We start from the raw sequence: 21,928 nt of genomic DNA, 5'->3' as shown, positions 1-21,928 counted from the left end.
TGGGTCCTGAAGGAACAACCATCGTGTTGTTGTTTCAGAGACTGTGGTGGGCTGCGGTGACGTGGTCTGTCAGGTCGCCAGGCATGGCCTGGTCTCGCATACCGCCGGCCCGTGGGGGTTGGGTTTGGTGTGGGGCTGTGGGTTGTGGGTTGGTCGTTTGTTGAGAATTGCACAGTGGACGCGAGCATCTTTGTGGTCAAGTTGTCAAGGGCGAACGGTGGATGCCTTGGCACCAGGAGCCGATGAAGGACGTGGGAGGCCGCGATAGGCCTGGGGGAGCTGTCAACCGAGCTGTGATCCCAGGGTGTCCGAATGGGGAAACCTGGCATCAGTCATGTGATGTCACCCGCATCTGAATACATAGGGTGTGTGGGGGGAACGCGGGGAAGTGAAACATCTCAGTACCCGTAGGAAGAGAAAACAACATGTGATTCCGTGAGTAGTGGCGAGCGAAAGCGGATGAGGCTAAACCGGTTGCGTGTGATACCTGTCAGGGGTTGCGTGGTCGGGGTTGTGGGACCCTGCTCAACAGGCTGACGACTGTTGGAGGAGTGAGAAAGCCAGTTGCTAGCTGAACAGTCTGGGAAGGCTGACCGTAGACGGTGAGAGTCCGGTAGGTGAAAGTGGCTGGTCTCCTGTGGGTGTTCCCGAGTAGCGGCGGACCCCTGAAATCTGCCGTGAATCTGCCAGGACCACCTGGTAAGCCTAAATACTTCCTGGTGACCGATAGCGGACGAGTACCGTGAGGGAATGGTGAAAAGTACCCCGGGAGGGGAGTGAAATAGTACCTGAAACCGTTCGCCTACAATCCGTCGGAGCCTTGCGGGGTGACGGCGTGCCTTTTGAAGAATGAGCCTGCGAGTTAGTGGCATGTGGCGAGGTTAACCCGTGTGGGGGAGCCGTAGCGAAAGCGAGTCTGAATAGGGCGTTTGAGTCGCGTGTCCTAGACCCGAAGCGGAGTGATCTAGCCATGGGCAGGCTGAAGCGTGGGTAAGACTACGTGGAGGGCCGAACCCACCAACGTTGAAAAGTTGGGGGATGACCTGTGGTTAGGGGTGAAAGGCCAATCAAACTCCGTGATAGCTGGTTCTCCCCGAAATGCATTTAGGTGCAGCGTCGCGTGTTTCTTGCCGGAGGTAGAGCACTGGATGGTCTAGGGGGCCCACAAGCTTACCGAAATCAGCCAAACTCCGAATGCCGGTAAGTGAGAGCGCGGCAGTGAGACTGCGGGGGATAAGCTTCGTAGTCGAGAGGGAAACAGCCCAGATCACCAGCTAAGGCCCCTAAGCGTGTGCTAAGTGGAAAAGGATGTGGGGTCGCATAGACAACCAGGAGGTTGGCTTAGAAGCAGCCACCCTTTAAAGAGTGCGTAATAGCTCACTGGTCAAGTGGTTCCGCGCCGACAATGTAGCGGGGCTCAAGTACACCGCCGAAGCTGTGGCATTCACATTTTTACTTCGCGGGGATCCTTGTGGTTCTTGTGCAGGTGTGTGGATGGGTAGGGGAGCGTCGTGCCGGGGGTGAAGCAGCCGAGTGATCGAGTTGTGGACGCGGCACGAGTGAGAATGCAGGCATGAGTAGCGAAAGAAGGGTGAGAAACCCTTCCGCCGGATGACCAAGGGTTCCAGGGCCAGGTTAATCCGCCCTGGGTGAGTCGGGACCTAAGGCGAGGCCGAGAGGCGTAGTCGATGGACAACGGGTTGATATTCCCGTACCCGCGAAGGAGCGCCCGTGATGAACCTCGTTGTGCTAACCACCCGAGCTGCCGGATGCCTTCGGGTTGATGGTGGGGAGCGTGGGAACCTGGCGGGTAGTAGTCAAGCGATGGGGTGACGCAGGAAGGTAGCTGAGCCCGGCCGGTGGTTGTGCCGGGGTAAGCGTGTAGGCCGTGTCGTAGGTAAATCCGCGGCGCATGTGGCTGAGACGTGATGCCGAGCCGATTCAGGTGAAGTCAGTGATCCTATGCTGCCGAGAAAAGCCTCTAGCGAGTTCCGAGCGGCCCGTACCCCAAACCGACACAGGTGGTCAGGTAGAGAATACCAAGGCGATCGGGTGAACTGTGGTTAAGGAACTCGGCAAATTGCCCCCGTAACTTAGGGAGAAGGGGGGCCGGAGACGTGAAGCCCCGTGCGGGTGGAGCGTTGTATGGCCGCAGAGAGCAGGGGGAAGCGACTGTTTACTAAAAACACAGGTCCATGCGAAGAAGTAATTCGATGTATATGGACTGACGCCTGCCCGGTGCTGGAACGTTAAGGGGACCTGTTAGCTCTTCGGGGCGAAGCGGAGAACTTAAGCGCCAGTAAACGGCGGTGGTAACTATAACCATCCTAAGGTAGCGAAATTCCTTGTCGGGTAAGTTCCGACCTGCACGAATGGCGTAACGACTTCCCCACTGTCTCAACCACAGGCCCGGCGAAATTGCATTACGAGTAAAGATGCTCGTTACGCGCGGCAGGACGGAAAGACCCCGGGACCTTTACTATAGCTTGACATTGGTATTTGAGTTAGCTTGTGTAGGATAGGTGGGAGCCGGTGAAGTCCATACGCCAGTATGGGTGGAGGCAATCTTGAAATACCACTCTGGTTGATTCGGATATCTAACTTCGGGCCGTGATCCGGTTCAGGGACAGTGTCTGGTGGGTAGTTTAACTGGGGCGGTTGCCTCCTAAAAGGTAACGGAGGCGCCCAAAGGTTCCCTCAGCCTGGTTGGCAATCAGGTGTTGAGTGTAAGTGCACAAGGGAGCTTGACTGTGAGACTGACAGGTCGAGCAGGGACGAAAGTCGGGACTAGTGATCCGGCACTTGCGTGTGGAAGCGGTGTCGCTCAACGGATAAAAGGTACCCCGGGGATAACAGGCTGATCTTCCCCAAGAGTCCATATCGACGGGATGGTTTGGCACCTCGATGTCGGCTCGTCGCATCCTGGGGCTGTAGCAGGTCCCAAGGGTTGGGCTGTTCGCCCATTAAAGCGGTACGCGAGCTGGGTTTAGAACGTCGTGAGACAGTTCGGTCCCTATCCGCCGTGCGCGTAGGATACTTGAGAAGGGCTGTCCCTAGTACGAGAGGACCGGGACGGACGAACCTCTGGTGTGCCAGTTGTCCCGCCAGGGGCACGGCTGGTTGGCTACGTTCGGAAGGGATAACCGCTGAAAGCATCTAAGCGGGAAGCTCGCTTCAAGATGAGGTATCCCGCCACATCTTTGGTGTGGGTAAGGCCCCCAGTTAGACGACTGGGTTGATAGGCCGGAGATGTAAGCTCGGTAACGGGTTGAGTTGACCGGTACTAATAGGCCGAGGACTTGACTACGAAGCTGCTACGCGTCCACTGTGCAACTCTTGACAAACGAACAGCAGACCACGTGTGTGTGGTGTTGTTTGATATGTCGATAGGGTTACGGCGGTCATGGCGGAAGGGAAACGCCCGGTTACATTCCGAACCCGGAAGCTAAGCCTTCCAGCGCCGATGGTACTGCACTCGGGAGGGTGTGGGAGAGTAGGACACCGCCGGACATCTTTCACGTGTAGGGCCACCCCGAAGGGTGGCCCTACACGTGTTTCCTGCTGTATCCGACCTGGGCATTCCTCTGCCCTCTGCCCGCTATGCGCTGTCCGCCCTCGCGGTCCCCTGCCAGCGGCCGGGCGTCCCCGATCGTTCCGTGATCAAGGGATTTGCGTCTGGATGATCTCCAATCGTGACGCAAACCCCTTGATCAACACGGCAGACCGGGGGTCTGTGGGCGGGGCGGAGGGGGAAGGGTGGGATGGCTTGGAGGTAGGTGGGTGTCGACCGGGGGTTGTGGGGTAGACAGGGCCGGTCCGTGGGCCGGGGAGAACCTTCTGGGCGTGCTCTACGCCTCGTCGGTGATCGACCTTGCCGGTACGGGGTAACTGCTCAGGGACGGACCGAGCAGACCCGCCGGGAGCGGCGGAGCTAGGAGAAGCCATGAGGATCGGAATCATCGGGTCGGGGCACATCGGTGGCACGCTCACCCGACGGCTACGGACGCTCGGGCACGAGGTGACTGTGGCGAACTCACGTGGTCCCGAGACCCTCACGTCGCTCACCGAGGAGACCGGAGCCACCGCCGGCACAGTGGAGCAGGCCGTCGACGGTGCCGACCTGGTCGTGGTGGCGATTCCCCTGCTGGCCGTTCCCTCCCTGCCCAGTCCGATCTTCGAGGGCAAGGTGGTCGTCGACGCCAACAACTACTACCCGCAACGCGACGGAGACGTCGCCGAGCTGCTGGATCGTAGCCTCAGCTCCAGCCGGTGGACCGCCGACCACCTCAAGGGCGCCCGGGTGGTGAAGACGTTCAACAACATCCAGGCCCAGCACCTCCTGGAGCAGGGGCGTCCCGCCGGGGACGCCGACCGGATCGGCCTTCCCGTCGCCGGAGACGACGCCGAGGCGAAGCAGATGGTGATGGAGTTGGTGGACGCCCTCGGGTTCGACCCGGTGGATGCGGGCACCCTCGACGGAAGCTGGCGGCAGCAGCCCGACACGCCCGTGTACGGGACGGACCGCAACGCCGAGGGGGTCCGCAAGGGGCTCGCCGAAGCTCGCCCCTGAGCCGACCACAGCGGCCCGACCCCGGGCGACAACATCCGGCCCCGGGCCTCGGGTCGGCCCCGGGCCTCGGGTCGGCCCCGGGCCTCGGGTCGGCCCCGGGCCGACCCGTGCGGTCGGCCATGGGCCGACCGCACGGGCCATGGACGCCCGACCTCGGCCGCCCCGCACCCGGTCCGGCATTACAGCCCGGACCGGGTGCGGGGCGGGTTGTCACCCAGCCCCGGTCCGTGGCTCCAGTCCCTGGGTCCCCGGGTGGCCCCGCAAGGGCCACGGCCGTCCAGCCCGGGGGCACTCGGAGGGCCGAGGTCCAGACGGGTGAGGCCCCGTCGGCACAGGTTGCCGGCGGGGCCTCGGGACTGCAGGGGCTGCGGGGTGGTGCAGTCGTGGTGCGGGGATTACGGGGTGGTGCAGTCGTGGTGCGGGGGTCAGGAGGTGGGGTTCCGGCCGCAGATGAAGCGCGGTTCGGCGTCGTACCGCCAGCTGAACTTCTCCCGCTTGACGACCTTGCCGTCCTTCTTGATGACCCGGAAGGCGTCCTGGGCGAAGCCGTCGATGCCGTTGGCGGGGATGCAGGAGGGGCCGGGCTCGAGGTAGACCGTCTTCGGCTTGGTGATGTCCCGCCGGGGGCCGTACTCGGTCTTCACACTGTCGTAGATCTTGGTGCTCCAGATCGAGACGGTGATCGAGTTCCCGGTGTACGAGGTGTCGATGAGAACCCCGTACTTGGTGTTGTTGCGGAACTTGAAGTCGAGGTGTGGCCAGAAGATGGTCGACTCGATGACCGCCGGGTACCGGCTGAACCAGTACGAGTGCGGTTTGTGCTCGACGTCCTCCAGCCCGGCGTAGTAGGTGGCGTTGAACAGGGTGGTGGTGAACTGGGAGGTGCCGCCACCGACGCCGGGAACGAGCTTGCCGTCCATGATGACGGGGGCGTCGTGGTAGCCCTGGGCGTAGCTGCGTTCGCCGGTGTGCCCGTTGAGGGAGAACGTCTCACCGGGCAGCACCACCGTCCCGTCGACGTCCTTGGCGATCTGCACGATGTTCTTGCTGCGCGGGGAGCCCAGGCCGCCGGTGAAGTTGGTGGTGAAGGTGGAGACCTTCTCCTTGATGCCCAGCTCGGCGATCTTCTCGGCGGTCACCTCCGGCTGCACCGGCTTCAGGTCGACCGAGACGGTACGCCCGTCCGCCTTCGGCAGGACAGCGAGTAGGTCCTTGCCGAGGGTGCCGGTGTCGAGCTGTTGACCGGGACGGCCCCGGTCGACCACCTTCGGCTTGTTCGCGGTGACCGCCATCCGCGCGTTGCGGGGGCTCACCTCGACCGAGGCGAGTTTGCCGCCCATGGCGTTGCGCAGCCGCTTCACGTCGACCTTCGCGGTCAGCTTGCCGGCCTTGTCGCTGGTGAACCGCAGGCTCTTGGCGATCGCTGCGGGCGGGATACGTACCGAGCCCTCGTCGGTGCGGAGGGTCACCGGTTTGGCGACCGCAGGCCGGGCCAGTTGGTCGACCATCTGGTCGACCTCCTCGGCCGTGGTCGCCGGGTGCTTCTCGACGAGCGGGACGGTCACGGGTTGCCCGGCCAGCCACCCGGCGCGGACGGCCTCGACGGAACGCTGCTTGTCCAGGGTGAGGCTGGGCTCGGGGTGCCGGGGCCGGGGCGTGGTGCCCTTCCAGCTGATCGCCGGCATCGTCATCTTCCGGCCCTGCTTGCCGAGCACCTTCTTCAGGGCGGCGTCGAGCCGGTCCGGGTCCACCGTCACCACCGGTTCGACCGAGCGGGAGCCGACGAGGCGACTGACAGCGGGCGCGTCGGCGTCTGCGGCGGCGGCGACAGTGGCGTTGACGTCGACCGTCAGCCCGACGTCGGCCGGGTCGATCTCGGCGGTGTTCTCGCCGACCACCACTTTCAGTGGGGAGTTGAGGGTGCCGGATCGGCGGTCCAGCTCGGCCCGGAGTTCACCGGCCGCCTCCGTCTTGCTCCGCCCGCCGACCTCCGTACCGAGGACCGTGGTGCCCCGGGGGACGTCTCCGCGGTACGCGTAGACCCCGGTGCCGACGGCGGCGGCGAGGACGGCGGTGGTGACCCCGCCGACGACCAGGAGGCGTCGACGTCGTGCGGAGGACGTACCGCCGCCGGGTCCACCGGCGGGTGGCTTCGGCGGCCCGGCCGGCCCGTCGCCGACCGGCCAGTTGACCGCGGTGACCTGCACGGTTGGCCGGTCGTCGGCGGCAGGCGAGGGCGGTTCACCGTACAGAGTCAAGGTCACCTCGATCGGGACGTGCCGCATGGGCGGAGCGTTCCCCCATGAAGACAACTACGGTAACGAACCGTCGGCCGTCGCGGCAGCCGCCGTCCCGCTCCGGTGCCCATGATGGGGGTATCCGGGCTGTTTTGGTGTGGGGGACGGCTCGCCTCCGCGCTGTCGGCGTGACGGTGAGTCAGAGCCGGTCGAGCGCCCGACGCAGCGGGTCGAGCCCGAGCGGTCCCAGGTCCAGCGCCTCCTGGTGGAAGCGCTTGAGGTCGAAGTCGGGACCCTTGCGTACCTTGGCGTCCTCGCGGGCCTGGAGCCAGATCCGCTCACCCACCTTGTACGCCGGAGCCTGCCCCGGCCAGCCCAGGTAGCGGTTGAGCTCGAACCGGAGGTTCTCCTCCGGCACCCGGCAGTGCGCCCGCATGAACTCCCAGCCCAGCTCCGGCGTCCACCGCTCGCCGGGGTGGAAGTCGAAGGGGTTGTCCTTCGGGATGGTCAGCTCTAGGTGCATGCCGATGTCGACGATCACCCGGGCGGCACGGAGGGCCTGGCCGTCGAGCATGCCGAGCTTCTCGCCCGGCTCCTCCAGGTAGCCCAACTCCTCCATCAGCCGCTCCGCGTAGAGCGCCCACCCCTCGGCGTGCCCGGAGGAGAAGCAGAGCAGCCGCTGCCACCGGTTGAGCAGGTCGGCGCGGACCGCCGTCTGCCCGATCTGGAGGTGGTGGCCCGGGACGCCCTCGTGGAAGACGGTGGTCACCTCCCGCCAGGTGGAGAAGCTGGTGATCCCGGCCGGGACCGCCCACCACATCCGGCCGGGGCGGGAGAAGTCCTCGCTGGGGCCGGTGTAGTAGATCGCCCCGTCGCTGGTCGGGGCGAGGTGGCACTCGATCCGGTGGATCTGCTCGGGGATGTCGAAGTGGCTTCCGTTCAGGTCGGTGACCGTCCGGTCGGCAAGCTCCTGCATCCAGTCCCGGAACGCCTCCTTGCCGTGCACCGTCCGGGCCGGGTCGGCGTCGAGCACGGCGACGGCCTCGTCGGTGGTGGCGCCCGGCCCCGCGATGCGGCTGGAGACGACCCGCATGTCGGCCTCCAGGCGGGCCAGTTCGTCGAACCCCCAGGCGTACGTCTCGTCGAGGTCCACCCGGGCGCCGAGGAAGTACTGCGAGGCCAGTTCGTACCGGTCCCGCCCGGCGGCCTGCTTGTCCCGGCCCCGTGGTGCCAACTCGGTACGCAGGAACCGGCTGAACTCGGCGGTGGCCGCTGTCGCCGCTGCTGCTCCCCGGCGGAGTTCCGCGCCGATGGTCCCCTCGGCGGCGAGCCGCTCGACCAGTCCGTGGAAGAAATCGTCGCCGGCCGGGTCGGTCCAGGCGTCGCACTGCTTGGCGACCTCGGTGATCTGCACCTGGGAGCTGACCTGTCCGGCGGCTGCCGCCTCGCGCAGCGTGGTCTTGTAGCCCTCGATGGCCCCGGCGAACCGGTTGAGCCGGGCGGCTATGTTGGCCTGCGCCTCGACCCCCTCCGTCGGCATCAGGTCGAAGACCATCCGCATCTCGTGGAGCGGGCTGGTGATCACGTTGATCTCGCTGGACGCCTCGCCGGTGTCGAACCGGGCCAGTTGCAGACCCAGTCGTTCCTGCATGGCCTCCTTGGCGGTCCGTTCCCGCTCCGTCTCCGGTTCGGTGGCGTCGAGGTCGGCGAGGGTACGCCGGGTCAGGTCGGCCTGGGCCGCGAAACCGGCCGGGGTCAGGTCGTCGAGCCGGTCGTCGTAGCCGGCGACACCGACGTACGTGGCGCCGACGGGGTTGACTGCGGCCCAGTCGTCCACGTACCGGTTGGCGAGGTCATCGATTCGTCCCACCAGGCGACCCTACGTGACCGGCCGGCCAGGTTGTCGACCCTGTTCGGCGGGTTCCGGACAGCTGCTCGGCCAGACTTGCGGGCAGTCGGACAGGGGGCCGGGCGGGTCGGGGGGAGCCCGCCCGACTCCTACCTTCCGTAGTCGGTGTGCAACGGGCCACTGTGCCCGTCGGACCGGCGACAACCGCCCGGTGCGGGGCGCACAGTGTCCACTGTGATGTCATCGATCGCTGCCGGTGGAACCAGCCGGCGGGCCTGGCTTCCAGGTTTCGTCGCCCTCGCCGCCATCTGGGGCTCGGGCTACCTCTTCATCAAGATCGGCGTCGGGGAGCTGCACCCGGTTCACCTGTCCGCCTACCGGCTCGTCACCGCCGCCGTGGCGATGCTGGTCCTGTTGGCCGTACTCCGGGACCGGCTGCCCACCGACCTTCGCACCTGGCTGCACCTCACCGTCGTCGGGATGTTCCAGCTGGTGCTGCCCCTACCGTTGCTCGCCTACAGCGAGCAGCGGATCGATTCGCTGCTCGCGGCGATCTGGAACGCCACCACCCCACTCGTGGTGCTGCCGATGGCGGTGCTGCTGTTCCGCACGGAACGGCTGGACCCCCGGCGGGCGGTCGGGCTGGGGGTGGGCTTCGCCGGGGTGCTGGTGGTGCTCGGGGTGTGGCAGGGCGTCGGGGGGGCGCACCTGACCGGTCAACTGCTCGCCTTCGCGGCGGCGGCCTGCTTCGGTTTCGCGATCCCCTACCAGCGGCGTTTCCTGGCCGACGGTACGCACAGCGAGCTGTCCCTGACGGCGGGCCAGCTGCTGGTCGCAGCGGTGGTGATGGTCCTGCTGGTGCCGACGGGGGGTACGCCACCGGCGCCGACCCGGCTGTCGGTGGAGGTGCTGGCCAGCGTGCTGGTGCTGGGCGTGTTCGCCACCGGTCTGGCCTTCGTGCTGAACATGCGTCTGATCCGGCAGGTCGGGGCCAGTCTCGCCGCGTCGGTGATGTACGTGATCCCGATCTTCGCCGTCGTGGCCGGTGTCCTGTTCCTCGACGAGAGCCTGACCTGGTACCAGCCGGTCGGCGCCGTAGTCGTCCTGATCGGGGTGATGATCATCCAGGGTGGGGTCGTCCGGTGGCGACGGGTCCGGTCGAGTCTGCCGAGCGCGGGCGACGTGGTCAGTGTCGCAGTGCCCACTCCGTCAGTCGGTCCGCCGGCCACGAGTTGACCACCCGCTCGGCGGGTACTCCGCAACGGGCCGCCCGCTCGCAGCCGTACCGTTGCCAGTCGAGCTGACCGGGGGCGTGCGCGTCGGTGTCGATAGCGAACCGGCAGCCCGCCTCCAGGGCCCGACGGATCAACCGTTTCGGGGGGTCCTGCCGCTCCGGGCGTGAGTTGATCTCGACGGCCTTGTCGTGTTCGGCGCACGCGGCGAAGACCGCGTCCGCGTCGAAGTCGCTCTCCTTCCGCGTACGGCCCCGGTGACCTCGGTCGCCGGGGCCGACAACCCCGGCCGGTCGGGACGACACCATCCGTCCGGTGCAGTGACCGAGGATGTCCAGGTGCGGGTTGGCGATCGCGGTCACCATCCGCCGGGTCATCTTCGACCGTTCGTCGTTCAGGCCGCTGTGCACCGACCCGACCACCACGTCGAGGCGGGCCAGCAGCTCCTCGTCCTGGTCGAGGGAGCCGTCGGCGAGGATGTCCACCTCGATGCCGGTGAGGATCCGGAACCCCTGCGGCAGTTCGGCGTTGAGCCGCGCCACGTGGTCGAGTTGGCGGCGGAGCCGGTCCGCGGTCAACCCCCGGGCCACCTTCAGCCGGGGCGAATGGTCGGTGAGCACCAGGTACTCGTGGCCCAGCTCCACGGCGGCGAGTGCCATCTCCTCGATCGGGGAACCCCCGTCGGACCAGTCCGAATGGGTGTGGCAGTCGCCGCGCAGCGCCGCCCGTAGCGCTGTCGCCTCGGCGTCCAGGTCGAGCCCCTCGGTGGCCAGGAGGCGACGCAGGTAGACCGGCTCCGTACCTTCGAGGGACTCCGTCACGCACCGGGCCGTCACGTCGCCGACCCCCGGCAGTTCGGTCAACCGGCCGTCCCGGGCCCGCTCGGCGACGTCGGCGGCGGAGAGGGCGGAGAGCGCGGCGGCGGCGGACCGGAACGCGCGTACCCGGTAGGTCGCCTCGTTGGCCCGTTCCAGCAGGAAGGCGATTCGGCGCAGGTCGGCGATGGGATCCCGGTCGCTCACGGATCCGAATCTACGCCGGGTCACGGCTCGCGGGGGCAACCGTGCTCACGCTGCCACCGGTTCACCTCGGCGGCCGGTGCCCGGTTGCCGCCCCGACGCCACGAGTCGAGGTACTTCGCCGGCCACACCACACCCCGCCGGATCCACCAGTCGTCCTTGCCGGTGCACGGCGGGGAGATGCCGAAGTGCACGTGGCACACGTTGTTGGCGTTGCCGGTCCGACCGACCCGGCCGAGCTGCTGACCGGCGCGGACCCGGGTGCCCTCGTCGACGCCGGTGGCGATCACGCTCAGGTGGGAGCCGTAGTAGCGGACGCCGTCGTCGCCGCGCAGCGACACCGACAGGCCACCGTTGTGCGGCCCCTGCGGCCCCCGCTTCTCGTAGCGGTCCACCCGGCTGACCTCCAGGACCACCCCGTCGGTGACGGCGACGAAGGGCTCCCCGCAGTCGGCGAAGAGGTCGGTTCCCGGGTACGCCGAATGGGTCGGGTGGTAGTCGACGTCGTCCGCGCGTACCGGGAAGACATGCCGCAGGTCCGACCTCGTGGCCGAGGGGGACGGGGTGCCGGACGGACCGGTCGGGGCGGCCTCCGTCGGACGCCCGGGGGCGGGCTGGTCGGCGGTGAGTGGTGCCGAGGGGGTGCCAGGCTGTGACTGCGGGACCTCCCGGCTGGTCGCGCAGCCGGCGGCCACCGTCACCACGGCGAGGAGCAACACCGGGTACACCGACCGGGTACGGCGGCGGACGACGGAAGACGGGCGCATCCGGTCATCCTGGCAGACCGCTACCGTGGACCGGGGTCTCGTGGACGTCGAATCGTTCGCGTGTCCCGGTGACCAGGGCGGCGACGGCACGAGGAGCGACCGCGATGACCCACCCGGCTTTCCGCCCCGATCCGACGGCCGGCGGTGTACGCCCCGGACCGCGTACCCCGTCGGGGTTGTTCCCGTCGGCACCACCGTCGCGCCCGAGTTACCGCGAACCGCACCAGGTCACCGGCAGCGGGGTCGCCGCCGGGGGTGCCATGGCCGCCGCCTGGCTGGTGTTGTTCGGCCTGCTCGGTTCGGACCTGGCCGGCTATGCCCGGTGGACGTCGCTCGCCTGCGTCCTGGCCTGGCTGGCCGCACTCCTGCTGGTCAGGTTCGGTGACCGGGGCGTGGCCACCGGAATAGCGATAGTCACCTCCGGCGGATGGAGCATCGCCGGTGCGGTGGTGGCGCTGCGCTGGTCGGGTACCGGAGACTGGCCGTTGTGGTGAGTCGGGCTCGCTCAGAGTGGTTCTCCGGTGGCCCTCGGCGGCGTCTGGAACATCGTCTTGACGTACCGCCAGGACTGGGCGACCCTCGGGATTATGGCCTGGACCACTCCGCGGCTCGACCCCGACGACCGTAGCCGCCGCCGCCTCCAACTCCTCGCCGAGTTGGCCGGGGCCAGAGCGGCCCGCCAGCGGGAGAAGCCCCAGCGGAGCCGCTCGGCACAGCTCCGACAGCTGATCGCCATCCGGCGTCGGGTCGTCGGCTGATCCGTCCCCGACCATCCGTTTCCGCAGCTTTACCCACGCTATCGGGGAGTTGACGAGCCGCCCGCCGACCTGACCGGTTACCGTGCACGCGTACGAGTCGGCGTGGGGAAATCTTGGGGGGACCGTGTCGTACTTCGCTGCGGCAGTGGTACGTGACGACAGCGGCTGGACCGCTGCCGAGGTCAGCCTGCGTGGCGCCACCGACGTCGACGAGGTGGCCGAACGCCTCCGGGACGTCGACCCGGACGCCGACCTGTCCCTGCTCTTCGTCGAGGCCGACGACGCCTACCTGGTGGTCCTGCGCCTGGACCAGGGCGAGGACCTGCGGATCTTCGGCTCCGACTCGGCGTTCGCCGAGGAGTCCCGGCTGGGCGCGATGCTCGTCGGTGACCTGAAGACCTCCGTCACCGGACTCGAGGACGTCGACGAGCCCCGACCGACGTCCCACGGGGACGACGACAACGAGCAGCCCGCCGTCGACCCGGAGGCCGACCCGGTGGGCGAGGCGGACCTCCTCGCCGACCTGGGTGTCTCCGCGCAGCGGCTGCTGGCCCTCTGCGCCCACGAGGGGATGCTGCCGGCCGACGTCACGGTCGAGGTGTGCCAGGTGCTGGGCTGCGCCGACGAGGTCGAGGACCTGCGTGAGGTCTGACCCCGGTCGGGGTGGGCCGGGTGCCCGCGAGGGTCTCGCCGGGCCACCCGAGGTGGGCCGTCGGCAGCGGCACGAACGCTGGATGCGACGGGCCCTGGAGGTCGCCGTCACCGGCCCCGACGTGGGCGCGGACGAACCCCGGGTCGCCGTCGCGGGCGAGGACGTGCCGGTCGGGGCGGTGGTCTACGGCCCCGACGGCACCGAGGTGGCAGTCGGACGCAACGAGCGGGAGACGACAGGCGACCCCACCGCCCACGCCGAGGTCCTGGCGCTGCGCCGGGCGGCGGCCCGGTTCGGCCGGTGGCGACTGGACGACTGCACCCTCGTGGTGACCCTGGAACCCTGCACCATGTGCGCGGGGGCGCTGGTGCTGGCCCGGATCTCGACTGTCGTCTTCGGGGCCTGGGAACCGAAGACGGGGGCCGTCGGCTCCCTCTGGGACGTGGTGCGGGACCGCCGGCTCAATCACCGCCCCGAGGTCTACGGCGGGGTCCTGGAGACCGAGAACGCAGCGGTCCTGCGCGCCTTCTTCCGCTGACGGGTCAGGCGACGATGGTGTCGAGGGCGATCTCCACCATCTGGCCGAATCCCTGCTCCCGCTCCTGGGCGGTGGACTTCTCACCGGTCTTGATCTGGTCGCTGACGGTCAGCACCGTCAACGCCCGCGCCTTGTACCGGGCGGCGATGGTGTAGAGGGCCGCCGACTCCATCTCCACCGCCAGGACCCCGTAGTCGGCGAGCGTGTCGTACAGGTCGGGGCGGTCGGTGTAGAAGGCGTCCGCCGCCAGGACCGGTCCGACCCGCATGGCGACGCCGCGCCGCTCCGCCACCTCGACCGAGGTACGCAGCAACCCGAAGTCGGCGACCGGGGCGTAGTCGATCAGCCCGTCGAAGCGCATCCGGTTCATGTTCGAGTCGGTCGACGACCCGCTCGCGGCCAACACGTCCCGCAGGTGGAGATCCTCGGTCAGCGCCCCGCAGGAGCCGACCCGGATCAGGCTCTTCACGCCGTACTCGTTGATCAGTTCGTGGGCGTAGATGCTCGCCGACGGCATCCCCATCCCGGAACCCTGGACGGAGACGTCCACCCCGTTCCAGCGACCGGTGAACCCGAGCATCCCCCGGACGGTCGAGTAGCAGGTCGCGTCCTCCAGGTAGGTTTCCGCGATCCACTTGGCCCGCAGGGGGTCACCCGGCATCAGGACCCGCTCGGCGATCTCTCCCGGCTTCGCGCCGATGTGCGTACTCATGGCGACGATCCTGCCAGGCCGTGGGTGGGGATACCGGTTCGGCGTCCGTACGGGTCCTGCTGTAGCCTTCTCGGCGGTGGTGTGTCCGAGTGGCCTAAGGAGCACGCCTCGAAAGCGTGTGAGGGTTTACGCCCTCCGCGGGTTCAAATCCCGCCACCACCGCTCGTGAGATGCGAGAACGCCCGGTCGGGTCCGACAGGACCCACCGGGCGTTCCGCGTTCGGCCTCGGTTTCGGCCTCGCCCGTCGGCGGGGGCGGGTCACTCCTCGCGTTTGACCTCGGCGGGCTGGTCGAGCTGCTGTTGGCGCTTGTTCTGCTCGTCGCGCAGTCGTTCGACGCTGTCCGCGAAGAGGGTGTACGCCCTCGACTCGTCCATGTTGGCGTACTTGCCGACGCGGAGTTCGACGGCCTCGTACTCCCGCTCGATCGCGTCGGCCGTGTGCTGGGAGTTGAAGGCCCGCTCGTGGTATTTGAAGTATCCGGTGAATCCGGCGGACAGCCCCACTGCGGCACTGGCGGCGACGGTCAACCACCGGGCCTGACTGAAGGCCACCGAGGCGGTGGCGATCGCCGAGGTGGCGACCGAGCCGATGATGATGACGCTCTGGAAACGGTTGTGGATCCGGCGGGTCCTGCCGGCGTCCTCGCGGAACTGCGAGATCAGGTCGGGGACGTCGTCGCGGTAGCGCTTCTGCGCTCGCAGCGCCAGTTCGTCGTCGTTGCCGGTGGCCGTGGCGGTGTCCACTCCGGCCTGGACGCGCCGCCGGACGACGTGCAGTTTCTTGATCGCTATCCGGGTCCGTCGCATCCGCTTGTACTGCCAGTACAGCAGGGCCGGTGAGGCGATCAGCGACACGGCGAGGCCGACGCACAGGTGGGTGGCGAAACGGGACAGTCCGTCGACCACGGGCAGGAGCGCGGCGGTGGCCGCCGCCAGGAGGACGAGGTTCCCGCCGAAGACCCAGGCCACGCCGACCCGGCGCCACAATTGCTGGAGGTGCAGTTTCTCCTCGGCGTCGAGAATGAGGCTGCGGATGTAATCGGGATGCCAGTTCTGACTGTTGTCGTCGACGACCTGACTCCACCTGTCGTCGATGGAATTTCCAGTTACCCAGCCCCATAGGCGAATCACCCTCGAACGCATGGCGTCACGCTAGGGTTGCCGAAGGTGTCGGGCAACCTCCGGTCGAGTCCGCTAATCGACACTTGCCTTTCGTGCCGTGCCGTGTCGTGGTCCTGGGCGATCGTTCGGGCGGTTCTGGCCGTACGGCCATATGATCTTCGATCTTCTGCTTCTACGCTGTCGTCCGCACAAGGCGAGCGGAGGTTGTGTTGCGCAGAATTGCCGGGGTGTCGGTGCTGGCGGTGTTGGCCGGGCTGGCGGTGAGTGCTCCCGTCCAGGCGGCGAGCGAGTTCCGGACCATCACCAGGGAGGGCGTCGTCCTCCAGTTCCAGCGGGTGGCCAAGGCGACCACCCCGGTGAAGGGGACGGGTGCGACCCGCTCCGACTTCGACGGCGACGGGGTCGACGACATCGCCGTCTCCAGCAGGACACACACCTTCACGGGTCCCCGATACGCCTCCGGGGTGGTGGTCGTGCGGTACTCGTCGGCCCCACAGGTCGACTACTTCATCGGCGCCCTGGTGGCGACACCCGAGGTCAGCGGCGGATCCCTGGGTGACGCCCTGGTCGCCGGGGACTTCAATGCAGACGGGTACGACGACCTGGCCATCGGCGACTCCGACGAGGTCGACCCGGGCAACAGGACCCGCGCCGGCGGGGTCTGGGTCGTGCCGGGCAGCCGCAACGGGCTGGTCCTCGACGCGGCGAAGCACTTCAACCAGAGCTCCCCCGGGGTGCCCGGGGCGGCGGAGAACTACGACTGGTTCGGGAACGCCCTGGCCGCCGGGGACATCAACGGCGACGGCCGGGACGACCTCGCGATCGGGGCCGCCGGCGAGGCGATCGGGACGAAGGACCGGGCCGGGGCGGTCACCGTCCTCTACGGCGGTACGACGGGTCTCACCGCCACCGGAGCCCAGCAGTTCCACCAGGACCAGGCCGCCGTCCCCGGCTCGGCGGAACGCAACGACCAGTTCGGTCGTACCCTCGCGATCGGGAAGTTCAACAAGGACCGGTACGCGGACCTGGTCATCGGCGCGCCCTGGGAGAACGACGGCGACGTGCCCACCCCGGGCAGCGGGATGGTCACCCTGATGTGGGGAGCCGCCTCCGGTGTACGCACCACCGGCGCCACCTCCGTCACCGGTGGGGCGTTGCAGAAGGCCACCGGACGCCAGGACAACTACGTCTGGTACCTGGGGGAGAGCCTCGCCGCCGGTGACGTCGACGGTGACGGCCTCGCCGAGGTGATCGCCGGTGCCCCGCGTTCCCAGACGCCGCACCTCTACGGCGGTCTCGTCGTGGCCTTCACCGGCCGGTCCGGCGGCCTGTCGAACAAGGCGGTCCGGATCATCGGACAGCGGACCGCCGGGGTGCCGGGCGACCCGGAGTACAACGACCAGTTCGGCGGCACGCTCGCGGTCGGGGACGTGACCGGCGACGGCCGGGCCGACGTCCTGGTCGGATCGCCGGGCGAGGCGATCGGCAAGACCACCGAGGCGGGAATGGTCACCCTCCTCAAGGGCTCGGCCTCCGGGCTCACCGGCAGCGGCGCCCAGGGCTTCGACCAGGGACACTCGGTGGTCCCGGGGACACCGGAGAAGGACGACAGGTTCGGTTCCGCGGTGGCCCTGCTGAACCTCGACGGCACCGGCGGACTGGACGCGATCGTGACGGCGAACAACGAGGAGGTCGCCGGGGACACCAAGGGGTACGGCTCCGGGATGGTGGCCGTCTTCCACGGCGCGAAGACGGGGTTGGTGCCGAAGACCACCTCGTGGAGCGGCCGGTCCCTGAACACCGACCGGATGGTCCTCCAGACCTACGGCTCCCGGGTCGTCGCCCCGAACAGCGGCGGCCTCTGGTACTGACGACGCAGGCGCACGGCAACGCCCGGCCGGTCCACGGACCGACCGGGCGTTCCCCGTTCACGCCTGCCGCCTCGACGGGGGCACGCTCGTCGGCCGCCCTCGGCAGGGGCGCTCGTCGGCCGGGTTCAGCCGATGGCCCTCCGCAGGGGTTCAGCAGGGGCCGTGGCCCTCGTCGAAGAGGCGGCGGGCCCAGTGGGCGTACCCGGCGATCACCTTTCGGACCTGTCGGCCGTCGTGGAGGAAGAGGTACGCGCGGTCACCCCGTCGGGCGAGCAGCCCGTCGAACCGGTACGTCCCCTGTGGAGCATCGAGGCGTTTCGCCTTCGGGTAGCGGGCGCGCGCCTCGGGCAGGGGGGTGCCGATGGTGACCCCCTCCGGGGTGGCCATCGGTTCACCCGCCCAGATCAGGACGAGGCGGTCGTCGATGAAGATCGGGCTGGCCCGTTCGTGTCCGGTGAGCAGCGGGCCGCAGGCGTCCACCTCGGGCCGGAGTACGCCCCGACGGGCCAGCTCCTCCTCGGTGTCGCCGAAGGCCACGTCCGGCAGGCCGTTGAGGTCGACGACCTCGATGGTGCCGACCGGTTCCGCGTTCGTCGGCTCGGTCTCGGCCGGGGCCGGACCTATCGGCCTGGGACCACTGCCGGCGATCCAGGCAGCCGCGAGCAGCGTAGTGATGAAGACGAATTGTCGCAATTTCATGGAATCCCCCAGTCCCCAACGTGACGAGGGCGTTCAGGTTGCTGGTCGGGGGCGAGATTCCTCCTCTTCCCACCGTTCGGCCAGGTCGTCCCAGTAGTCGGCGCTCAGTCCACGCCGTCCGTGCGCCAGCCACCCGGCGGTGTTCCGCTCCAGGTGCAGCCCCACCTCGGCGAAGGGGTCGATCCACCGGCCCGGCTCCACCCCGAGCCGGTGCAGGGCCGCGTTGATCGGCCAGTCCACCCGAGGGCCGTCCAGGACGTCGTCGAAGACCGGGCCGAACCCGACCTCCCCGCCGAGCCACACCACCGCCGCCTGACGACCCGCACCCCCACGGAACTCCGCCTCCAGGTACGCCACCGGACCCAACCCGGACCAGCCCCGCAGCAACTCGGTGAAGGAGGGCGGGAACAGGAGGTGGAACGGGTGCTCGGCGGTCGGGTCGACGGTGGCGAAGTCCGGCGGCGTACCGGTGATCTCCTCGACCAGCTGCGGTGTCACAGGCAGCAGCGCGAAGTCCTGGCGAAGGGCGGCGAGGACCGCGTGGTCCAGGTCGGCGGTCTGCTCCCGCAGCAGGTCGGCGTCGGCGACCACCGCGCTGAGCTGGTAACTCATCCCACTCCCTCGCCATCCACAGGCTGTGGATGGAACATGTGTACGACGGTGGTGGGTCCGTCCCGGCGATCCCTCGGTGGTCGAGTTCGGCGGTGACCCACGCCCGGGACCGTACCGAACGCACACACGGCTGTCGGCCGGTCCGGGGACCGGCCGACAGCCGCGAGCGGGGCTACCTCCTAGCGGGTCACCCGGTAGGTGGCGTCCAGTGCGTCGGCCTGGAGCAGCACCGTCAGCAGCCCGGTCGGCAGGGTGCAGTTGATCGTCCGGGTGACGGCGTAGAGCCCGGAGGAACACACCTGGACCCCGTCACCGTCGTAGACCCGCAGCCGGGCCCGACCGGTGCCCGACGTCCGGGTCCAGGTCAGGCTCTCCTGTGCGGCGTGGTCCCCGGCGGGGATCGAGAAGCAGGCCACGAACCGGTCCGGGCCGGTGGTGACGGTGCTGCCCGTCGAACCGGCGGCGAGGGTCGGGCAGGTCGGGGGTCCGGTCACCCGGGCGAAGCTCAGCCGGTACGGAGCGGCGACGGTGCCGTTCGCCGGTGCCAGGACCACCGAGTACGGCGCGGACCCCGTCAGGACACAGCCCGGCTCCCGCAGCTCCCACCCGTCACAGAGGGTGCTTCCCGTCGAGTCGACCACCGTCATCTGGGGTGAGGACGCGGTGGTGGCGTTCCCCGGCAGCATGGCCACCACCCGGCTGTCGACGGGGCTGCTCAACTGCAGGCAGTCGTGCTGCCCGATGCCCTGGAAGGTGCCCACCTCCGGGTCGTCCTGCCACCCCGTGACGGACGCCTGCGGACAGGAGGCCGGCGTCCAGGGGAGCAGGGTGGCCGCGTACAGGAAGTCGTTGTCGACCACCCGGGTCGTCGTGTTCCCGTCCAGGACCAGGGTGTACGTCCCGGCGGCGGGGAACTCGCACCTGGCCTCGGAGCAGACCCGCAGCCCGTCGGCGTCGTACACGATCGGGTAGAGCCTGTCGTTCGCCGTGTTCGACGCCGTCACCCGGTACAGCCCGGCGGCCGGGACCTCCAGGGAGCGGCACCGGACACCGGCCGGGGATCCGGTCGGTACGGCGTTGTACGCGCCGAGCGCGACGGTCGGGCAGCCGACCGCCTCGGAGAGACGGCGGATCTGCATCAGGTACATCAGGTCGGTGCTGCCCGTGGTCCACTGGGTCAAATGCGAGATCACCCGGTAGGTGCCGGTGGCGGGCAGGACACAACCGGTCTCGTCGCCGGTGTACTCGGTGCAGACGGGCGTTCCGGTCGAGTCGAGCACCCAGGAACGGATGTAGTTGTACGACTCCGGTGCCAGGTAGGTGACCACCCGGTCCCCGGCGTCTCCCTGGAACTGCTGGCAGTTGGTCTGCACCGGTGAGGTCTGGTGGACCTGGAGGGCGTCCGGCGTCCAGGAGGTGTCGGCAGGCGGGGCGCATCCGGTGGTGCCGCCGAGGTTCGTCACAGCGACCTGATAGGTGCTCGGGTCGATGAAGGAGTGCGGGTTCTCCACCACCAGCGTGTACGCGCCGGTCGACGGGATCGGACAGTGCCGGGCGTTGGTGTAGGGCTCACACACCTCGTCACCGGCCGAGTCGTACAGACTCCAGCGGAGGAACTGCGCGTTGTGCGGGTCGAGGCGGACCACCACCGGGTCCGTGCTGCTCGCCTCCACCGCGTGACAGGCCATTTCCCCCGGCCGGTGGACCGTGGCACCGCCGACAGAGGTGCCGGGGTCACCGAAGGACGCCGACGGCAGCGCCGGACACCCGGTCGCCTGGGACAGCCGGGGCATCCGCAGGGTGTAGGCGGCTTCGGCCCCGTAGTACTCCCCGAGGAGGAGGCGGTACGGCCCCGGCCCGGTGAGTTCGCACCGGTTGGAGTACTGGACGTGGCAGAGCTTCTCGTGCCCGGCGTCGAGGATCTGCCCCTGGAGGAAGCCCGGGCTGTCCAGGTCCCGCAGGTAGAGCACCGAGTCGGTCGGCTGGTCGAACCGGTAGCAGTGCGCGGCCGCCCCCGTCGGCAACGTCGCACCGACCCCCGGCGAGGCGAACGAGAAGAACGCCGCCGGCAGGTCCTGACACCCGCCCGGAGTCCGCGTCGACTGCACGGAGAGCGTGTAGTTCCCGCTACCCGTGGGGTGCGGCAGCCGCACCGTCACCGTGTACGTGCCGGCCGGACCGAGCTGACACTCACCGGAGTCGACGGAGAAGAAACAGACCGACTCGTCGGCGCTGTCGGTGACGAACCCCTGCGCCGAGGTGCCGTCGCCTCGGGTCAGCTTCGTGACCAGCGTGTCCTGGTCGACGGTGGTGGTGACGGTGAAGACGTGGTCCTGCCCGCCGACGATGGCCGGGCACTCCTCGACCGCACCGAAGGTCAGCGGCCCCCCACAGGACACCGCCGCCGCAGCCGCCGGTTCCGGCGCTGCCGGCTGTGGCGCTGCCGTCGCCGGTGTCGGCGAGACCAGCAGCGGTACGGCGGTCGCGACTGCCACCCCGAGGGCCAGCAGCCACCTGCGGCCCCCGGCTCGTCGACGTGGTGTCGGTGCAGGACGTGGTGTGAGTGCAGACGGCAAGACGCCCACCTGGATCCCCGTTTCTCCCGAGCGGCAACGCTCTGCGCGAGCGACAAGATACTTCCACGGGCGTCGATCATTAGCAATGGGCTTACTTGCAGTCACTTTCAGTGTTCGTCAGGGGTGTGGTCGAGGGGTGATGCGGATCAGGGTGCTTGATCGTTGGGTGCTGAGCCGCAGGTGTCGCGGCGTGTCGAGCTGCTCAGCTCCCAACGATCATGACTCGGCCTGTGAGCAAGCCGAAGTGCAGCTGGGGGGTGCCGGGGGCATGACGAAGGGCCGGCCCCTGTCGGGTACCGGCCCTCGCGTACGTGCTGCTCAAGAGAGCGGAGGATACGAGATTCGAACTCGTGAGGGTGTAAACCCAACACGCTTTCCAAGCGTGCGCCCTAGGCCTCTAGGCGAATCCTCCGCGAGCCAGGATACAGGTACCCGCCGAGTGGGCCAGCCCACCACCCCCTGATGATCCACGGGGCGTCGGGTAGGGTGGGTGTCACCTCCCGTGCGGCGGTACCTCGTGAACCTCCCCAGGGCCGGAAGGCAGCAAGGATAAGCGAGCTCTGCCGGGTGCACGGGAGGCCTTTCTGTCTCCGGGTCGGTCTGCGCACCCGCCCGCCTCCCGGCCTGCCGGTGTGAGAAGGGGATCCTTCTCTACCGTAGGCGTTAACAGGGGGCCCTTCCTTCGAGGAGGGCGGCGGGGTGGGTGGTCACCC

At 68.4% G+C, this 21,928-nt stretch carries 16 protein-coding genes, 2 tRNA genes, 2 rRNA genes and 1 other RNA gene; 11 read left to right on the top strand and 10 right to left on the bottom strand.

What is annotated here, in order from left to right; all coding sequences use genetic code 11:
- The first annotated feature begins 194 nt into the window (after positions 1 to 194).
- The 3 genes from WHN02_RS03670 to WHN02_RS03660 all read left to right on the top strand — a co-directional run bounded on the left by WHN02_RS03670 (position 195) and on the right by WHN02_RS03660 (position 4,570).
- A 23S ribosomal RNA gene (locus tag WHN02_RS03670) occupies positions 195 to 3,307 on the top strand.
- A gap of 86 nt (positions 3,308 to 3,393) precedes the next feature.
- Positions 3,394 to 3,510, top strand: a 5S ribosomal RNA gene (rrf, locus tag WHN02_RS03665).
- A 433-nt stretch (positions 3,511 to 3,943) separates the two neighbouring features.
- Positions 3,944 to 4,570 carry an NADPH-dependent F420 reductase gene (locus WHN02_RS03660; protein ID WP_434742048.1) on the top strand — a complete coding sequence of 209 codons (627 nt, stop codon included), beginning with the start codon at positions 3,944 to 3,946 and terminating at the stop codon, positions 4,568 to 4,570.
- Positions 4,571 to 4,995: 425 nt separating this feature from the next.
- Here WHN02_RS03660 and WHN02_RS03655 read toward each other — a convergent pair whose 3' ends face one another.
- Both WHN02_RS03655 and WHN02_RS03650 read right to left on the bottom strand, forming a co-directional pair.
- Positions 4,996 to 6,834: a VanW family protein gene (locus tag WHN02_RS03655; RefSeq protein WP_434743806.1), complete on the bottom strand. Its 1,839-nt coding sequence runs from the start codon at positions 6,832 to 6,834 to the stop codon at positions 4,996 to 4,998.
- Positions 6,835 to 7,006: 172 nt separating this feature from the next.
- Complete coding sequence (locus WHN02_RS03650; RefSeq protein ID WP_434742047.1) at positions 7,007 to 8,677, bottom strand: DUF885 domain-containing protein; 1,671 nt, start codon at positions 8,675 to 8,677, stop codon at positions 7,007 to 7,009.
- 216 nt (positions 8,678 to 8,893) lie between these two features.
- Between WHN02_RS03650 and WHN02_RS03645 the strand changes: the two genes are divergently transcribed.
- Positions 8,894 to 9,892: a DMT family transporter gene (locus WHN02_RS03645; RefSeq protein WP_434742046.1), complete on the top strand. Its 999-nt coding sequence runs from the start codon at positions 8,894 to 8,896 to the stop codon at positions 9,890 to 9,892.
- Here the strand turns inward: WHN02_RS03645 and WHN02_RS03640 are convergent.
- On the bottom strand, positions 9,843 to 10,910 hold the full coding sequence (locus WHN02_RS03640; protein WP_434742045.1) for a PHP domain-containing protein: 1,068 nt from the start codon (positions 10,908 to 10,910) through the stop codon (positions 9,843 to 9,845). The genes WHN02_RS03645 and WHN02_RS03640 overlap by 50 nt on opposite strands.
- Before the next feature lie 20 nt (positions 10,911 to 10,930).
- Entirely contained in the window at positions 10,931 to 11,674 is a 744-nt protein-coding gene (locus WHN02_RS03635) for a M23 family metallopeptidase (protein ID WP_434742044.1), read from the bottom strand.
- A 104-nt stretch (positions 11,675 to 11,778) separates the two neighbouring features.
- Between WHN02_RS03635 and WHN02_RS03630 the strand changes: the two genes are divergently transcribed.
- From WHN02_RS03630 to WHN02_RS03615, 4 genes are all read left to right on the top strand, one after another.
- The gene (locus WHN02_RS03630; protein WP_350896154.1) at positions 11,779 to 12,168 is read left to right on the top strand and encodes a hypothetical protein; all 390 of its coding nucleotides are present in this window, start codon (positions 11,779 to 11,781) and stop codon (positions 12,166 to 12,168) included.
- Between the two features lie 27 nt (positions 12,169 to 12,195).
- Positions 12,196 to 12,432, top strand: a complete 237-nt coding sequence (locus WHN02_RS03625; protein ID WP_434742043.1) for a hypothetical protein — start codon at positions 12,196 to 12,198, stop codon at positions 12,430 to 12,432.
- Between the two features lie 124 nt (positions 12,433 to 12,556).
- Positions 12,557 to 13,084 (top strand): tRNA adenosine deaminase-associated protein, encoded by a 528-nt coding sequence (locus WHN02_RS03620; protein ID WP_350896152.1) that lies wholly within the window; start codon positions 12,557 to 12,559, stop codon positions 13,082 to 13,084.
- 82 nt (positions 13,085 to 13,166) lie between these two features.
- Positions 13,167 to 13,622 (top strand): nucleoside deaminase, encoded by a 456-nt coding sequence (locus WHN02_RS03615; RefSeq protein ID WP_434743805.1) that lies wholly within the window; start codon positions 13,167 to 13,169, stop codon positions 13,620 to 13,622.
- 4 nt (positions 13,623 to 13,626) lie between these two features.
- Here WHN02_RS03615 and deoD read toward each other — a convergent pair whose 3' ends face one another.
- Positions 13,627 to 14,334 carry a purine-nucleoside phosphorylase gene (gene deoD, locus WHN02_RS03610; RefSeq protein ID WP_434742042.1) on the bottom strand — a complete coding sequence of 236 codons (708 nt, stop codon included), beginning with the start codon at positions 14,332 to 14,334 and terminating at the stop codon, positions 13,627 to 13,629.
- 75 nt (positions 14,335 to 14,409) lie between these two features.
- Here deoD and WHN02_RS03605 point away from each other — a divergent pair.
- Positions 14,410 to 14,496, top strand: a tRNA-Ser gene (locus WHN02_RS03605).
- Positions 14,497 to 14,593: 97 nt separating this feature from the next.
- Here the strand turns inward: WHN02_RS03605 and WHN02_RS03600 are convergent.
- Positions 14,594 to 15,478, bottom strand: a complete 885-nt coding sequence (locus WHN02_RS03600; RefSeq protein ID WP_434742041.1) for a DUF4231 domain-containing protein — start codon at positions 15,476 to 15,478, stop codon at positions 14,594 to 14,596.
- 188 nt (positions 15,479 to 15,666) lie between these two features.
- Between WHN02_RS03600 and WHN02_RS03595 the strand changes: the two genes are divergently transcribed.
- On the top strand, positions 15,667 to 17,328 hold the full coding sequence (locus WHN02_RS03595) for a hypothetical protein (protein WP_434742040.1): 1,662 nt from the start codon (positions 15,667 to 15,669) through the stop codon (positions 17,326 to 17,328).
- Positions 17,329 to 17,478: 150 nt separating this feature from the next.
- On the opposite strand, the gene WHN02_RS03590 is transcribed toward WHN02_RS03595, so the two are convergent.
- From WHN02_RS03590 to WHN02_RS03575, 4 genes are all read right to left on the bottom strand, one after another.
- Positions 17,479 to 18,027, bottom strand: coding sequence for a hypothetical protein (locus tag WHN02_RS03590; protein WP_434742039.1), 549 nt, complete (start codon positions 18,025 to 18,027; stop codon positions 17,479 to 17,481).
- Between the two features lie 33 nt (positions 18,028 to 18,060).
- Positions 18,061 to 18,639, bottom strand: coding sequence for a hypothetical protein (locus WHN02_RS03585; protein WP_434742038.1), 579 nt, complete (start codon positions 18,637 to 18,639; stop codon positions 18,061 to 18,063).
- A gap of 179 nt (positions 18,640 to 18,818) precedes the next feature.
- Positions 18,819 to 21,134, bottom strand: a complete 2,316-nt coding sequence (locus WHN02_RS03580) for a hypothetical protein (RefSeq protein ID WP_434742037.1) — start codon at positions 21,132 to 21,134, stop codon at positions 18,819 to 18,821.
- 408 nt (positions 21,135 to 21,542) lie between these two features.
- Positions 21,543 to 21,627, bottom strand: a tRNA-Ser gene (locus tag WHN02_RS03575).
- An 82-nt stretch (positions 21,628 to 21,709) separates the two neighbouring features.
- On the opposite strand from WHN02_RS03575, the gene ffs reads away from it, so the two are divergent.
- Positions 21,710 to 21,799, top strand: an RNA gene (ffs, locus tag WHN02_RS03570) — signal recognition particle sRNA small type.
- The last annotated feature ends 129 nt before the right edge of the window (positions 21,800 to 21,928 follow it).

The sequence above is a fragment of the Micromonospora sp. SH-82 genome (assembly GCF_051132485.1).
Classification (GTDB): Bacteria; Actinomycetota; Actinomycetes; order Mycobacteriales; family Micromonosporaceae; genus Micromonospora.
This window is presented reverse-complemented; position numbering and strand designations above follow the sequence as displayed.